The 13,395-nt window shown below is 68.4% G+C and carries 14 protein-coding genes; 6 read left to right on the forward strand and 8 right to left on the reverse strand.

Annotation, left to right across the window (positions count from 1 at the left end; genetic code table 11):
- Window positions 1-3: 3 nt before the first annotated feature.
- Window positions 4-1,239: an MFS transporter gene (locus GQE99_RS11075; protein ID WP_161351686.1), complete on the reverse strand. Its 1,236-nt coding sequence runs from the start codon at window positions 1,237-1,239 to the stop codon at window positions 4-6.
- A gap of 113 nt (window positions 1,240-1,352) precedes the next feature.
- Here GQE99_RS11075 and zapE point away from each other — a divergent pair, with 113 nt between their 5' ends.
- Window positions 1,353-2,435: a cell division protein ZapE gene (zapE, locus tag GQE99_RS11080; RefSeq protein WP_161351687.1), complete on the forward strand. Its 1,083-nt coding sequence runs from the start codon at window positions 1,353-1,355 to the stop codon at window positions 2,433-2,435.
- A 600-nt stretch (window positions 2,436-3,035) separates the two neighbouring features.
- On the opposite strand, the gene GQE99_RS11085 is transcribed toward zapE, so the two are convergent.
- Genes GQE99_RS11085 through GQE99_RS11095 form a run of 3 tightly spaced genes read right to left on the reverse strand, consistent with a single transcriptional unit; the run spans window position 3,036 to window position 6,301 of the window.
- Window positions 3,036-4,271 (reverse strand): bifunctional folylpolyglutamate synthase/dihydrofolate synthase, encoded by a 1,236-nt coding sequence (locus GQE99_RS11085; RefSeq protein WP_161351796.1) that lies wholly within the window; start codon window positions 4,269-4,271, stop codon window positions 3,036-3,038.
- 32 nt (window positions 4,272-4,303) lie between these two features.
- Window positions 4,304-5,287, reverse strand: coding sequence for an acetyl-CoA carboxylase, carboxyltransferase subunit beta (gene accD / locus GQE99_RS11090; RefSeq protein WP_161351688.1), 984 nt, complete (start codon window positions 5,285-5,287; stop codon window positions 4,304-4,306).
- A 30-nt stretch (window positions 5,288-5,317) separates the two neighbouring features.
- Complete coding sequence (locus GQE99_RS11095) at window positions 5,318-6,301, reverse strand: CPBP family intramembrane glutamic endopeptidase (protein ID WP_161351689.1); 984 nt, start codon at window positions 6,299-6,301, stop codon at window positions 5,318-5,320.
- 57 nt (window positions 6,302-6,358) lie between these two features.
- On the opposite strand from GQE99_RS11095, the gene GQE99_RS11100 reads away from it, so the two are divergent.
- The 3 genes from GQE99_RS11100 to GQE99_RS11110 all read left to right on the forward strand — a co-directional run bounded on the left by GQE99_RS11100 (window position 6,359) and on the right by GQE99_RS11110 (window position 8,187).
- Window positions 6,359-6,949, forward strand: coding sequence for a hypothetical protein (locus tag GQE99_RS11100; RefSeq protein ID WP_161351690.1), 591 nt, complete (start codon window positions 6,359-6,361; stop codon window positions 6,947-6,949).
- Between the two features lie 91 nt (window positions 6,950-7,040).
- On the forward strand, window positions 7,041-7,814 hold the full coding sequence (locus tag GQE99_RS11105) for a DUF6478 family protein (RefSeq protein ID WP_161351691.1): 774 nt from the start codon (window positions 7,041-7,043) through the stop codon (window positions 7,812-7,814).
- A gap of 1 nt (window position 7,815) precedes the next feature.
- Complete coding sequence (locus GQE99_RS11110) at window positions 7,816-8,187, forward strand: hypothetical protein (RefSeq protein WP_161351692.1); 372 nt, start codon at window positions 7,816-7,818, stop codon at window positions 8,185-8,187.
- 206 nt (window positions 8,188-8,393) lie between these two features.
- Here GQE99_RS11110 and GQE99_RS11115 read toward each other — a convergent pair whose 3' ends face one another.
- Window positions 8,394-10,031 carry a thiamine pyrophosphate-binding protein gene (locus GQE99_RS11115; RefSeq protein WP_161351797.1) on the reverse strand — a complete coding sequence of 546 codons (1,638 nt, stop codon included), beginning with the start codon at window positions 10,029-10,031 and terminating at the stop codon, window positions 8,394-8,396.
- Window positions 10,032-10,089: 58 nt separating this feature from the next.
- Here GQE99_RS11115 and GQE99_RS11120 point away from each other — a divergent pair, with 58 nt between their 5' ends.
- Together GQE99_RS11120 and GQE99_RS11125 are read left to right on the forward strand one after the other, a co-directional pair.
- Entirely contained in the window at window positions 10,090-10,632 is a 543-nt protein-coding gene (locus GQE99_RS11120; protein WP_161351693.1) for an NADPH-dependent FMN reductase, read from the forward strand.
- Window positions 10,629-11,411 carry an FAS1-like dehydratase domain-containing protein gene (locus GQE99_RS11125; RefSeq protein WP_328794092.1) on the forward strand — a complete coding sequence of 261 codons (783 nt, stop codon included), beginning with the start codon at window positions 10,629-10,631 and terminating at the stop codon, window positions 11,409-11,411. The genes GQE99_RS11120 and GQE99_RS11125 overlap by 4 nt, the downstream gene beginning before the upstream one ends.
- On the opposite strand, the gene GQE99_RS11130 is transcribed toward GQE99_RS11125, so the two are convergent.
- The 3 genes from GQE99_RS11130 to GQE99_RS11140 all read right to left on the reverse strand — a co-directional run bounded on the left by GQE99_RS11130 (window position 11,342) and on the right by GQE99_RS11140 (window position 13,374).
- Complete coding sequence (locus GQE99_RS11130; protein WP_161351694.1) at window positions 11,342-12,343, reverse strand: sterol desaturase family protein; 1,002 nt, start codon at window positions 12,341-12,343, stop codon at window positions 11,342-11,344. The genes GQE99_RS11125 and GQE99_RS11130 overlap by 70 nt on opposite strands.
- Window positions 12,343-12,732, reverse strand: coding sequence for a hypothetical protein (locus GQE99_RS11135; RefSeq protein ID WP_161351695.1), 390 nt, complete (start codon window positions 12,730-12,732; stop codon window positions 12,343-12,345). Before GQE99_RS11135 ends, GQE99_RS11130 begins: the two co-directional genes overlap by 1 nt.
- A 78-nt stretch (window positions 12,733-12,810) precedes the next feature.
- Window positions 12,811-13,374 (reverse strand): TlpA disulfide reductase family protein, encoded by a 564-nt coding sequence (locus GQE99_RS11140; protein WP_161351696.1) that lies wholly within the window; start codon window positions 13,372-13,374, stop codon window positions 12,811-12,813.
- Between the last annotated feature and the right edge of the window lie 21 nt (window positions 13,375-13,395).

Raw genomic sequence — 13,395 nt, forward strand, 5'->3', positions numbered from 1 at the left:
CCGTCAGGCGGGGACCATCACCGGCGAGGGGCGCTCGCGGATCGGCAGGTGCAGAAGCATCGACAGCGCGCCGACCCCCACGCCGACCCACCACACCATCGAGTAATCGCCGGTCAGGTCGTACATGCGACCGCCCAGCCAGACGCCCATGAAGCTCCCCAGCTGGTGGGAAAAGAAGACGATGCCGTAAAGTGTGCCCATGTAGCGCAAGCCATAGAGATGCGCGACAAGGCCCGAGGTCAGGGGCACTGTGGCGAGCCAGAGCGAGCCCATCACGATCGAGAAGACGATGACGCTGGTCGCCGTGATGGGCAGCAGGATGAACGCCGCCGCCGCGACCGTGCGCGCACCGTAGATGCCCGCCAGCAGGTACTTGCGCGGCAGCAGGTTGCCCAGGTGACCGGCAAGCAGCGTCCCCGCGATATTGGTCAGCCCGATGAGCGAAATCGCAACCGCCCCCAGCGCCGAGGTCGTCGAAACGCCCACGGAGGCCAACGTGCCGGACGGGTCGATGGCCGCGCACATCTCGGTCACGAAGGCGGGGAAATGCGCGGTGATGAAGCCCAGCTGGTAGCCGCAGGAAAAGAAGCCCAGGAAGATCAGCGTGTAGGACGGGTCGCGCAGGGCGCGGGCCAGGACGGTGCCCATGCTTTCCTCGATCTCGTGGCGCGCGGCCACCGGCGCGCGCATCATCGGCAGCACCAACAGCACCGCGAGGATCGCCCCCGCGAAGACCAGGAACACGCCCTGCCACGGCATCAGCGTCAGCAGCCATTCCGCCGTCGGCGCCCCGAAGACCTGTCCGGCCGACCCGGCCGCCGTCGCGATGGCGAGTGCCATCGAGCGGTGTTTGTCCGAGGCCGCCCGCCCCACCACCGCGAGGATCACGCCGAAGCCGGTCCCCGCGATCCCGAAGCCCACGGCGATTTCCAGCACGGAATGCGCGGCGGGCGTCATCGCGAAGGAAGAGGCGACAAGTCCGGCGGCATAGACCAGCGCGCCCAGGATGATCGCCTTGCGGTCGCCCACCTTCTCGGCGATCGCGGCGAAGATCGGCTGGCCGATGCCCCAGGCCAGGTTCTGCACGGCGATGGCGAAACTGAACTCCGCCCGGGCCCAGCCGAACTCGTCCGCGATGGGGATCTGGAACACCCCGAAGCTCGCCCGGATGGCGAAGCTGACCATGATGATGATGCACCCGGCAACAAGGACGGGCGATACGAGCCGCGCGTTGTTCATGCAAAGTCCTCCGACGCAGGGGGTATTGCCCGCCGGGTCCGGTCGGTCAATCGCTAAACCGTGATGTGGCTTATCACCTTTTCCTATCCTGCCTGCCGGGCTAGACGAAAACCATGAGCCAGAGCTTGCAGGACATCTACGCCGCCCGCGTCGCCGAGGGCAGCCTCACGCCCGACCCGGCGCAGGAAGAGGCCTTGCCGCTGCTGGAGGACATCCGCCAGCACCTCGTGACCGCCAAGGGGCGCAAGAAGGGGCTCCTGGGCGGGCTCTTCCACAAGCCCGAGGAGGTGCCGGGCGGGCTCTACCTCTGGGGTGGGGTCGGGCGCGGCAAGTCGATGCTGATGGACCTCTTCGTCGAACACCTCGACATCCCCGGCAAGCGCCGCGTCCATTTCCACGCCTTCATGCAGGAGGTGCAGGAGGGGCTTCACGCCGCCCGCGCATCGGGTGAATCCGATGCCATCGCGCCCGTCGCCGCGAAGATAGCCAAGGACCTGCGCGTGCTCGCGCTCGACGAGATGCAGATCACCGACATCGCGGACGCGATGGTCGTGGGCCGGCTCTTCGAATTCCTGATGAACGAGAACGTGGTGATCGTGACCACCTCGAACCGGGTGCCCGACGATCTCTACAAGGACGGCCTCAACCGCCAGCTCTTCCTGCCCTTCATCGACCTGATCAAGGAACGGCTCGTGGTCCACGAACTGGCCGCCCACCGCGACTACCGTCAGGACCGCCTGACCGGCGGGCAGGTCTACTTCACCCCCGCCGACGCGGAGGCGCGCAAGGCCGTGGAGGCGGTCTGGCAGGACCTCACGGGCGGCGGCGCGGCCGAGCCGCTGATCCTCAACGTCAAGAACCGCGAGGTCGAGATCCCGGCCTACCGCAACGGCGTGGGACGGGCCTCGTTCTATGAACTTTGCGGCCGGATGCTGGGGCCGGCGGATTACCTCGCCATCGCGGACACGCTCAAGGTGCTCGTGCTCGAGGACATCCCCACCCTGTCGCGCCAGAACTTCAACGAGGCGAAGCGCTTCGTCACGCTGATCGACGCGCTCTACGAGGCGCATGTGCGGCTGGTCGCCTCGGCGGCGGCGCAGCCGGAATACCTCTACCTCGAGGGCGAGGGCAGCTTCGAATTCGAACGCACCGCGAGCCGCCTGCGCGAGATGCAGGACAAGGACTGGGGTCAGTAGAACCGGCGCGGGCGCCGCGGGAGACGCGGCTACTGCACCTTGCAGCCGCGCCTTCCGCGATCCACCCGGGCCATGACCCGCCGATCGGCGGGCCTGCGCCCAGGGCCACCGGCAAGCGGTTGGCCGTGGGTTCGCCCACCCTGGGCACGCGACGTGACCTGGGTGGGCAGGGGTGACATGGTCCGGAAAGCCCGTGGGCACGCTTGCGGATTATGTGCCGGCTGCTGTCCGGTGAAACGCGTACCGCCCGTTTCCATGGAGAATGACGAGGTATCAGGCGAAAAATGCACCCGACGCGCCAGTCGTTGTTTCTTGCTGATCACAAGCGCGAGGAAAACGCCTACGAGCAACCAGACCATCATCGGCCCCCCTGTTCCTGTCCTGCTCGACAGGTCTCAAATCGCCCGGGTGAGACCCCGGTGTTCAATAAACCACATCTTGGGCGAATCACCGAACAGGGTCAATATTTCGTGTGATTCGGGTGATGACCCACGCATTTGAGGAAAAAGCGAATCGCACCAAAGGGTTGAGTCGGATTAGCGGCTTTCGCGCCGTCCCGGGTGCGAATTTTTTTCGCACAGGCGCCCCGAACGGGGGCGCCTAGCCGTTCTCGCGAAGGATATTCCCCGCGAGATAGAGCGACCCGCAGATCAGGATGCGCGCTTCGGGGGCCTTCTCGACGATCGCCTCGATCGCGCTTCGCACGTCCGGCGCGGTGGTGACGTTCGACCAGAGCTTGCGCGCCTCCGTCGCCGTCTCCTCCGCCGACAGCGTCGCGGCCTCGCCCGGGATCGACACGGCCGTCAGGCTTTCGGCGTGGTCCGTGAGCGGCCGCATGAAGCCGGTGATATCCTTCGTGTTCAGCATCCCGCAGACCAGGTGCAGGGGCCGCGTGGGCAAGGTGCCCAGCGCCGCCGCAAGCGCCTCCCCGGCCGAGGGGTTGTGGCCCCCGTCGAGCCAGAGCTCGGCCGACCCCGCGGCCTCGACCAGCGGGCCGGTGCGCAGACGCTGCATCCGGGCGGGCCACGTGGCATCGGTCATCGCCGCTTCGCAGGCCGCCTCGTCGAAGCCCAGCGCCCGCAGCCCCGCCAGCGCGGCGCCCGCGTTCTGCACCTGGTGCGCGCCGATCAGCGCCGGCATCGGAAGGTCCACAAGCCCGGTCTCGTCCTGGAAGATCAGCCGCCCGCGCTCTTCCCACACGTGCCAATGCTGGCCGTGCACCAAAAGCGGCGCGCCGACGCGTTCGGCCTTGGCTTCGATCACCTCGAGCGCCGCCTCGGTCTGCGGGCCCACCACGCAGGGCACGCCGCGCTTGAGGATCCCGGCCTTCTCGCGCGCGATCGCCTCGATCGTGTCGCCCAGGAACTGCGTGTGATCGACCGAGATCGGCGTGATCACCGTGAGCACCGGGTCGACCACGTTGGTCGCGTCGAGCCGCCCGCCAAGACCCACCTCGAGCAGCGTGTAATCCGCGCGCGTCTCGGCGAAGGCCACCAGCGCGGCGACGGTCGTGATCTCGAAATAGGTGATGCTCTCGCCCCCGTTGGCGGCATAGCAGCGGTCGAGCACCTTCGTGAGATGCGCCTCGTCGATCAGTTCACCGGCCAACCGGATGCGTTCATGGAAGCGCGCGAGATGCGGCGAGGTGTAGGCGTGCACCGCCTTCCCGGCGCCCTCGAGCCCGGCGCGGAACATGGCCAGCGTCGATCCCTTGCCGTTGGTGCCCGCGATGTGGATCACCGGCGGCAGCCGCCGCTCGGGATGGTCCATAGCCTCCAGAAGCCGCCACACACGGTCCAGGGTCAGGTCGATCACCTTGGGGTGAAGCGACATCATCCGATCGAGGATGACGTCCGAGCCGGTCGTGCTCACGCCTTGTCGGCCTCTTTGTTCGCAGCTGCGGGCGCCTTTTCGGCATCCTCTGCCTTGTCCTGCTCGGGCGCGGGGGCCGGTTCCGCCTCGGGTTCGGGCTCAGGGGCGGGCAGATCGCCGCGCACCACGGGGCCGTCCTTCATGAGCATGCGGATGATGGTGATCAGCTCGTCGCGCATGTCCTTGCGGTGCGTCACGCGGTCCAGCATCCCGTGGTCGAGCAGGTACTCGGCCCGCTGGAACCCCTCCGGCAGTTTCTCGCGGATCGTCTGTTCGATCACACGAGGGCCCGCGAAACAGATCAGCGCGTTGGGCTCGGCGATCTGGACGTCCCCCAGCATCGCGTAGGACGCGGTCACGCCGCCGGTCGTGGGATGGGTGAGCACGACGATGTAGGGCAGCCCCGCTTCCTTCACCATGTCGACAGCCACGGTGGTGCGCGGCATCTGCATGAGGCTGAGAATGCCTTCCTGCATCCGCGCCCCGCCGGCCGCGGAGAACAGGACCAGCGGGCGCTTGAGCTTCACCGCACGTTCGGCGGCCGCGATGATCGCGTTGCCCACGTACATGCCCATCGACCCGCCCATGAAGCTGAAATCCTGGCAGGCCGCGACGATAGGGGTGCGCCCGATCTCGCCCTCGGCGACCAGCATCGCCTCGCGTTCGCCGGTGCTCTTCTGCGCCGCCTTCATGCGCTCGGGATAACGCTTCTGGTCCTTGAACTTCAGCGGATCGTCGATCGGCGCGGGCACGGACACCTCGGCGAAGGTGCCGCCGTCGAACAGCTTCGAAAACCGCTCGCGCGGGGTCATCGCCATGTGATGGTCGCAGCTGCCGCAAACGTTCAGGTTGTCCGACAATTCGCGGTGAAACAGCATCGTGCCGCATTCCGGGCACTTGATCCAAAGGTTCTCGGGCACCTCCCGCCGCGAAAACAGCGAGTTGATCCGGGGCCGGACGTAATTCGAGATCCAGTTCATCGCACCATCCTTGGCTGGGTCGCGCCCTACCTATGCGCCGGACGCCGCATTTGCAATCTTGTCACGCCGGTTCATCCAGAACCACCAGATCGTGAACAGGATCAGGGTCACGACGGTCTGGCTCAGGATCGACCAGGCCGTGTACCCCTCCTGCAGAGGCATGACCACGGCCGCCAGGGAAAAGCCGTCCAGCGTGCCGTCGATCCCGATGAAGACGAGCGCGGCGTTGTTGCCGAAATGAAGCCCGGCGGCAGCGCCCAGGTTGCCGGTGCGCACGGTTATCAGGCACAGAAGGATGCCCGTCACCGTGGTGTTGACCACGTAGGCCCCGGCATTCACCCAGCCATAGGTCGCCGCATCGAAGTGCAAAAGTCCGAAGATGAAGGACGGCAGCACCGCCCAGACCCACACGCTCGAGAACCGGGCGCGCAGCTGCTGCAGCAAGTAGCCGCGAAACAGCGCCTCCTCGGCGAAGGTCTGAAGGAAGATCACCGCCAGCGCGGGGATCAGCCAGACGGCCCATTCGCCCACCGGCCGAAGCAGCGCGATGCTGGGCTCGAGGGCTGCGGGCAGAAAGAGCCGCTCGACGAACATCAGGCCATAGAGCCCGGCGGCCAGCGCCAGCGTGGCCAGCGTGCCCCAGGCGAAGTGGCGCATGTTCAGCCGCCGCGACGGCCCGAAGAGCGAGGAATAGCCGCGCCGGTGCAGCAGCGGCAGCACGACGAGAAGCCCCACGTGGAACCCGATGAAGGTCGCGAAGAAGATCATCGCGCTCAACGGCGTGCCGCCCGTGAGCATCTCGGGCGCAGGCGCCTCGATCATCCGCGCGCCCAGCCTGAACAAGAGGAACGTGGCGCCGAAGAAGGTCCCGATCAGCAGGACGAAGCCCACCGCCGTGCGCCAGATCTGCACCCGTGGCAGGGCCGGTGTCGAAAAGTCGTCCATCAGCGCCTCCGCATCATCGCCTCGGGCCAACATAAGCATCGCCCCGGGGCTCACAAGCGTCGCTTGCATGACGCCTCCCGCCGACCTATCCCGGAGACCTGTGGCACGCAAGGAACGGGAGCAGGTATGAAACGCGCGCTTGTCGCGGCGCTGACCGCGATCACGCTCACCGGCTGCGCCGGGATCGGCGGCCCGGACCCCGACAGCCCGGCGATCGCCGTGCTCGACGGCCAGCTGCGCATCAAGGCGCCGCGCGGCTACTGCCTCGACCCCGCGCAGCGGCGCGACGGCGACAGCGGCGCCTTCCTGCTCTACGGCACCTGCCAGGGCATCCGCGGCAACGGACCCGACCCCGCGGCCCCCGCGATCCTGACCGCCGGCGTGGCGCCGGGCGCCTTCGCGGCCGGCCAGATGCCCGCGCTCGCAACCTTCCTCGAGTCCGAGGCGGGGCGCGACACGCTCGCCCGCGGACCCAACACCGCCGGGGTCGAAATCCTGTCGATGGAGCAGGAGCGCGACGTGCTCTTCATCCGCGCGCGCGACACCGACACCGTGGACCTGGCCGAGGAATACTGGCGCGCGGTGTTCGCCCGCTCCGGGACGCTTGTCACCCTCACGGTCTCGGGCACCGCCGCCGCGCCGCTCGACCCGGACACCGGTCTCGCGCTCATCCGCCGCTTCGTCGCGCTCACCCAACGGGCCAACCCGGACGGCTGACGCCCTGCGCCACCGGGCCGCAAGCATTTGCCTCGCGGGCGTTATTCTGCTGTAGATCGGGAAACGTTCACGACAAAGGCTACCGCGACCCATGTCCAAGCGCGCCTTCGGGCCCCTCGATCTCCTGCTGCACCGCGCGGCGATGCGCCGCTGGCGCAGGATCGCGGCCCGTGCGGACACGCTGGGGCTCGATCAGCTGCGCCGCCTGCGCGGGCGCGCGCAGGACCTGCGCCGGACCGCCGACCGCCTGCTTTTCGTGACCGACGGCCGGCTCGCCCTGCCGCGCGGCGACACGGGGGCCATCCCGAAACCGCTCCACGCCGACTGGGCCTGGCGCCCCGCTCTCTGGTGCGGCCCGATCTCGCCCCCCGGACGCGCGGCGGTCGAGAGCCGGACGACCTTCGGGGACGAGGTGAGCGTCTTCCACGATTGCGACATCTCCGAGCTTACGATCCGCCAGCTGCGCAACACCCGCGAGGGCGACCTCGCGCCGTTCGGGCTGCGCATGGACGTGTTCCGCTTCGACGGCTCCTTCCTGTCGCTGGTGATCGAGCTGCCCGCAAACGCGATGGAAGGGCTGGGCCGCAGGCACCTCCTGCGCATGAACGCGGTCGTGGAGACGGAAAAACCGCTCCGGATCTTCGCCCGCCTCAACATCCGGCACGGCCCCAACACCGAACAGATGGTCCGCGAACTGCCCCTGGCCGACAGCGACCTCGCCGTCGATTTCGACCTCGCCTATACGAAGCTCAACGAAAAGCGTGTCGAACGGGCCTGGCTCGACCTGATCTTCGAGGGGCCGGAAATGAACCAGGTCATGCTGCGAGACGTGAATTTCTCGCGCCGGCCGCGCGCGGAGGTATGACATGAGCGAGCCGGTTCTGACCAGGACACGGATCCACGCGGGCGTGTGGGAAGGAACGCTGACCGGGGCCGACACGGCCCCCGACCTCGCCGTCACCCACGACGGGCAGGAGGTCCCCGGCGCCACCCTGCGCGAAGACCCGGACCGGGCGGGCCGGTTCCGCGTCACCGTCCCGATCCCCGCCGAGCTCCTCTCGGACGGCGTCCAGACCTTCCTCATCACCGACCGCGCCACCGGCGACCGGCTCGCAAGCTTCTCTGTCGTCACCGGCCAGCCGCTCGACGAGGACCTCCGCGCCGAGGTCGCCCTCCTGCGCGCCGAGCTGGACATGCTCAAGCGCGCCTTCCGCCGCCACTGCGTCGAGACCACCTGACCCCGCCCGGCGGCCACCTCCGTGCAAAGGGGGGCCAGCCCCCCTGGAGCGCCTTTGCTGCGCAAAGCCCCTCCGCCCCCCGAGGTACTTGGAAAACGAAGAAGGTCCGGGGCGCGCGCCCTTCTCTGTTTCGGAAATACCTTCGGGGGTGAGCGCGCAGCGCGAGGGGGCAGACAGCCCCCTTGCAGCCTTGCCGTCGGGCCGCGTCAGTCGCCGCGCAGCGCCGACAGGGTCTGGGTGGGCGTCAGCGCGTCGGGATCGAGGACCAGGTCTATGACCGCCAGCCCGCCGCTCTCCAGCGCCGACGCGAAGGCCGGGGCGAATTCCGACTGGTCGCGCACCGTGGCACCGAACCCGCCGTAGGCGCGCGCGAGCGCGGCGAAATCGGGGGTGGCGAGGTCAGTGCCCGAGACCCGGCCCGGGTAGGCGCGTTCCTGGTGCATCCGGATCGTGCCGTAGCGCCCGTTGTTGGCGACGATCACCACCACCTGCGCGCCGTGCTGCATGGCCGTGGACATCTCGTTCAGCGTCATCTGGAAACACCCGTCGCCGGCCCAGCAGACCACCGGTCCGCCGGTCTCCAGCGCCACGGCCACCGCGGCGGGGAAGCCGTAGCCCATGCTGCCCGACGTGGCGCCGAGGTAGCTCTTGGGCCGGGTGAAGCGGTAGTAGCGGTGCAGCCAGATGTTGTAGTTCCCGGCCCCGTTGGTGACGATCGCGTCGTCCGGGATCATCTCCCGAAGCTCGCCCACCACGCGCTCGAGCTTGACTGCGCCGGGGGTGTCGACGGGCACCTGCCACGCCTCGTAGTCGGCCCTCAGCTCCGCGCCCCAGCGTGCCCAGTCGTTGCGCCCGGACGGCGCGAGCCGGGCGAGCGCGGAGAGCATCGCGGGCGCGGGCGCTGTGACGGCCAGGTCCGGGCGATAGACGCGGCCCGGCTCGTCCGGGTCCGGGTGCACGTGAACGATGCGCGGCCCGGGCGCGCCGGGGGCGCGCGCGTAACCGTCCGAGGCGATGTCGCCGAACCGCGACCCCAGCACGAGGAGCAGGTCGGCCTCCCCCAGCGCGCGCTTGAGCCCCGGGCGCATGCCGACCGACAGGTCGCCCACGTAGTTGGGGTGCCGGTTGTCCATGTAGTCCTGGCGCCGGAACGACACCGCCACCGGCAGGCCCTGCGCGTCCGCGAAGCCGGCAAGGTCGGCGGCGGCCTGCTCGGTCCAGAGCGGCCCGCCGGCGACCACCAGCGGGCGTTCCGCTTCGCTCAGCATGGCGGCCACCGCGCCCACCGTCTCCGGCGCCACCGTGACCGGCGGCACGGCGCGCGCCGGCATGTCCTCGGCGTCGGCCGTATCCGACAGCATGTCCTCGGGCAGCGCGAGCACCACCGGTCCGGGCCGTCCCGACATCGCCGTGTGGAAGGCGCGCGAGATGTATTCGGGCAGGCGCTCGGTCTGGTCGACCTCGGCCACCCACTTCACCAGACCGCCGAACATCTGCCGGTAGTCGACCTCCTGGAACGCCTCCCGGTCGCGATGGCCCCGCGCCACCTGCCCCACGAAGACGATCATCGGCGTGGAATCGTGCATCGCCACATGGAGCCCGGACGAGGCGTTCGTCGCCCCCGGCCCGCGCGTCACGAAGAGCACGCCGGGCGTGTTGGTGAGCTTGCCATGCGCCTCGGCCATCATGGCGGCGCCGCCTTCCTGGCGGCACACCACGTTCTCGATCCCGCTGTCGTGGAGCCCGTCGAGGGCCGCGAGAAAGCTTTCCCCGGGGACCGAGAACACCCGGCGCACCCCCTGGATCTTCAACTGGTCGACAAGGATCTGACCGCCATGACGCATAACTGAACCTTTCATGCGCGCGCTTCGTTTTCTACACAGGAAGTCAAAGGAGTTCCGTATGTCCCGACCCACCTTGCTTGGCATCCCCGGTGCCCTGCGTAAAGCCTCGACGAACCGCCTGCTCCTGAAGGAGGCCGCGCGCGCCTTCGGCGATTGCGACTACGTCGAGGCCGACATCGATTTCCCGGTCTTCAACCAGGACATCCAGGACGGGCCGGGCATTCCGGACAGCGTGCTTCGGCTCAACGACCAGATCGCCGGGGCGGACGCGGTGGTGATCTCCAGCCCGGAGTACAACAAGAACATCCCCGGCGTGCTCAAGAACGCGCTCGACTGGGTGTCGCGCTGCGAGGGCAACGCCTGGAAGGACAAGCCCGTGTCGCTGATCGCCGCGTCGTCGGGCATCTCCGGCGGGGCGCGCGCGATGCACAACCTGGTGCTGTGCATGATGCCGTTCCGCCCCAACCTCGTCTACGGGCCCGAGGTGCTGGTGGGCAACTCCAAGGAGGCCTTCGACGAGGACGGGCGGCTGAAGAGCGAGGTGTCGATGAAGTTCCTCACCGCGCTGATGGAGCGCCTGCGGGCCGAGACGGGGGCGTGATCCGCGACGTGATGGACCCGGCGCGCGCCGACGCGCTGGCCGTGACGCTGGGGCGCGCGGAGAGGTTCGCCAAGGGCGATCCGCTGCCGCCCTTCTTCCACCAGGTCTATTTCTGGGATCCCGTGCCCGCCGACGGGCTGGGCCGCGACGGGCATCCGCGGACCGGCACGGGGCTCATCCCGGACATGGGCCTGCCGCGGCGCATGTGGGCCGGGGGCCGACTGACCTTCGCCGCACCGCTCCGCGCCGGGGTGCCCGCAGAGAAACACTCCACCGTCGTGTCGACCCAGCGCAAGCAGGGGCGCACCGGGCCGCTCGCATTCGTCACCCTGCGCCATGACATCGTGCAGGCGGGCGCGCTTTGCGTGCGGGAATTCCAGGACCTCGTCTATCGCGAAGATCCCGATCCGGACGCCCTGGCCCCCGCACCCCGGCAGGCGCCCGCGGACGTCAACGCCGAGGATGTGCGCTTCGACAGCACGCTCCTGTTTCGCTACTCCGCGCTGACTTTCAACGGGCACCGCATCCATTACGACCTGGACTATGCCCGCGAGGTCGAGGGGTATCCCGGCCTCGTGACCCACGGTCCGCTTCTCGCCCAGTTCTTGATGCTGAAGGCCGCGCGCGCGCTCGGGCCGCTCACCGCGTTCTCCTTCCGCGCGGTCGCGCCGCTCGGCCACACGGAGACGGCGACGCTCTGCCGCGACGATCAGCGGCTCTGGGCGCGCGGTCCCGGCGGCGGGCTGGCGATGGAGGCGGACGCCGAGGTCGGCCCGTAGGCCTCGAACCCCGGCGTGCCGGCGGCCTCCGGGTGACTTGCCACGTAGTCGCGCTTGAGCCGCTCCGATCCGCCGCCCGTGCCGTCGTGGCGCCAGCCGGGCGGCATCACGGCATAGAGCAGACGGTCGCGCCACGTGATCCCGGGCTGGGCCCAGTCGCGGAAGATCGCCACCCATTCATGGAACGCCACGCGCAGCGGGTTGAACGTGCCGATGTTGTGGACCAGCCCGTAATCCGGCCGGTCCTCTTCGAGCTCGGGCACGAAGGTGCCGAAGAGCTTGTCCCAGACGATGAAGACACCCGCGTAATTGGCATCGAGGTAGCGCGGGTTGCGCCCGTGATGGACACGGTGGTGCGACGGCGTGTTCATCACCGCCTCGAACCAGCGCGGCATCTTCCCGATCGCCTCGGTGTGAATCCAGAACTGGTAGATCAGGTTGAGACCGCCCACGAAGAGGATCATCGCCGGGTGAAAACCCAGCAGAACCAGCGGCGCGCGCACGATCATCATGAAGGTGAAGGTGCCGGTCCAGGTCTGCCTCAGCGCCGTCGTCAGGTTGTAGTGCTGCGACGAGTGGTGGTTCACGTGACTGGCCCAGACCCAGCGCACCCGGTGCCCGAAGCGGTGCACCCAGTAGTAGCGCAGGTCGTCCAGCACGAAGCACAGCGCCACCACCCACCAGCTCGACCCCAGGTCGAGCGGCGTGATCCGCCACAGCCACATGAAGAAGCCGAAGGTGATGAAGCCCAGGACGATGCCGGACACGACGTTGCCCACGCCCATCGCGAGGCTCGTCATCGCGTCGCGCGACTCGTAGCGCCCGCCGCGCCCCTTCACGAAGATCCACGTCACCTCGACCAGGATCGCGGTGACGAAGAGCGGCACGGCGAGCGAGACGACATCCGGGTAGGTGAGCTGCGACAGGTCCATCAGTTCGCCGCCTCGATCAGGGGAAGCCAGGTGCGTTTCTCGTCATCGGTGAGATGGATCGTGACCTTGGGGGCCGCGAAATCGGGAAGCCTCAGGGTCACGCCTTCCGGCGCCTCGGTCACGCGGGCGCGGGCCAGGTTGTGGGTCGCCACGTCCTGCCCCATGACCCAGAGCACGTATGTGTCGCCCGCCGCCCGGATCAGCGCCGCCTGGCCCGAGCGGGCCAGCACGATGTCCTCGGCCACGAGGCCGGGATTGTCGGTGGTGAATTCCTGTCCCGCCATCTCGTGGGTCAGCTTCAGCGACTTGTCGAAGCCGTAAAGCCGCATGAACACCCAGATCGCGGTCAGACCGACGACGACGATGATACCCAGAAGCCAAAGCGGCATGTGCGTTCCCTCCCGCTTCAAGGGAAGCCGCGTGCGCTGTGGCTGTCAATACGGGCGCGACGGAAACACGCCCCGTTTTCAGCTGCCTCCGCCGTCGGCGATCAGGGCCGAGACGATCGCCTTCGCGCTGTCCGAGGCCCAGTGCGCGTCACCCATGAGCCGGGCGATCTCGTTGCCCTCGCGGTCCAGAAGCACCGTCACCGGCATCGCCATGACGCCCATTTCGCGCGCCAGCGCCTGTTTCGGGTCAAGCAGGATGGGAAGGTTCTCGACCCCGACCTCACCGAAGAACTTCTTCACTCCCGCGACCCGGTTGCGCCCGGTCGCCACGGGCACGACCTCGAAATCGTCGCCGCCGAATTCCGCCTGAAGCGCATCGAGATAAGGCATCTCTTCGCGACACGGCGCGCACCAGGTGGCCCAGAAGTTCAGAAGCACCACCTTGCCGCGGTAATCTTCGAGCGTGTGAACCTCGCCCTCCGGGGTCTCGAAGTTGGCGGTCCCGGCGGGCTTGGCCGCCTCGTGGAACATCAGTTTCTTCATGTCGCCATCGCGCAGCGCGGCGATATCCGCCATGTCGGCATGGGCGATGTTTGCACCCAACAGAAGGGCCGCGTATAGCAGGGCGGAACGTAGGATCATGTGGATCTCCAGGGCCTTTGC

Origin of the sequence: Maritimibacter harenae, from assembly GCF_009882975.1 — a bacterium.
Lineage (GTDB): Bacteria > Pseudomonadota > Alphaproteobacteria > Rhodobacterales > Rhodobacteraceae > Maritimibacter > Maritimibacter harenae.

What these genes read in the sequence shown, in the direction of transcription:
- GQE99_RS11075 (WP_161351686.1), bottom strand. Translation starts at nt 1,239, where the DNA reads ATGAACAACGCGCGGCTCGTATCGCCCGTCCTTGTTGCCGGGTGCATC.
- zapE (WP_161351687.1), top strand. Translation starts at nt 1,353, where the DNA reads ATGAGCCAGAGCTTGCAGGACATCTACGCCGCCCGCGTCGCCGAGGGC.
- GQE99_RS11085 (WP_161351796.1), bottom strand. Translation starts at nt 4,271, where the DNA reads ATGATGTCGCTTCACCCCAAGGTGATCGACCTGACCCTGGACCGTGTG.
- accD (WP_161351688.1), bottom strand. Translation starts at nt 5,287, where the DNA reads ATGAACTGGATCTCGAATTACGTCCGGCCCCGGATCAACTCGCTGTTT.
- GQE99_RS11095 (WP_161351689.1), bottom strand. Translation starts at nt 6,301, where the DNA reads ATGCAAGCGACGCTTGTGAGCCCCGGGGCGATGCTTATGTTGGCCCGA.
- GQE99_RS11100 (WP_161351690.1), top strand. Translation starts at nt 6,359, where the DNA reads ATGAAACGCGCGCTTGTCGCGGCGCTGACCGCGATCACGCTCACCGGC.
- GQE99_RS11105 (WP_161351691.1), top strand. Translation starts at nt 7,041, where the DNA reads ATGTCCAAGCGCGCCTTCGGGCCCCTCGATCTCCTGCTGCACCGCGCG.
- GQE99_RS11110 (WP_161351692.1), top strand. Translation starts at nt 7,816, where the DNA reads ATGAGCGAGCCGGTTCTGACCAGGACACGGATCCACGCGGGCGTGTGG.
- GQE99_RS11115 (WP_161351797.1), bottom strand. Translation starts at nt 10,031, where the DNA reads ATGCGTCATGGCGGTCAGATCCTTGTCGACCAGTTGAAGATCCAGGGG.
- GQE99_RS11120 (WP_161351693.1), top strand. Translation starts at nt 10,090, where the DNA reads ATGTCCCGACCCACCTTGCTTGGCATCCCCGGTGCCCTGCGTAAAGCC.
- GQE99_RS11130 (WP_161351694.1), bottom strand. Translation starts at nt 12,343, where the DNA reads ATGGACCTGTCGCAGCTCACCTACCCGGATGTCGTCTCGCTCGCCGTG.
- GQE99_RS11135 (WP_161351695.1), bottom strand. Translation starts at nt 12,732, where the DNA reads ATGCCGCTTTGGCTTCTGGGTATCATCGTCGTCGTCGGTCTGACCGCG.
- GQE99_RS11140 (WP_161351696.1), bottom strand. Translation starts at nt 13,374, where the DNA reads ATGATCCTACGTTCCGCCCTGCTATACGCGGCCCTTCTGTTGGGTGCA.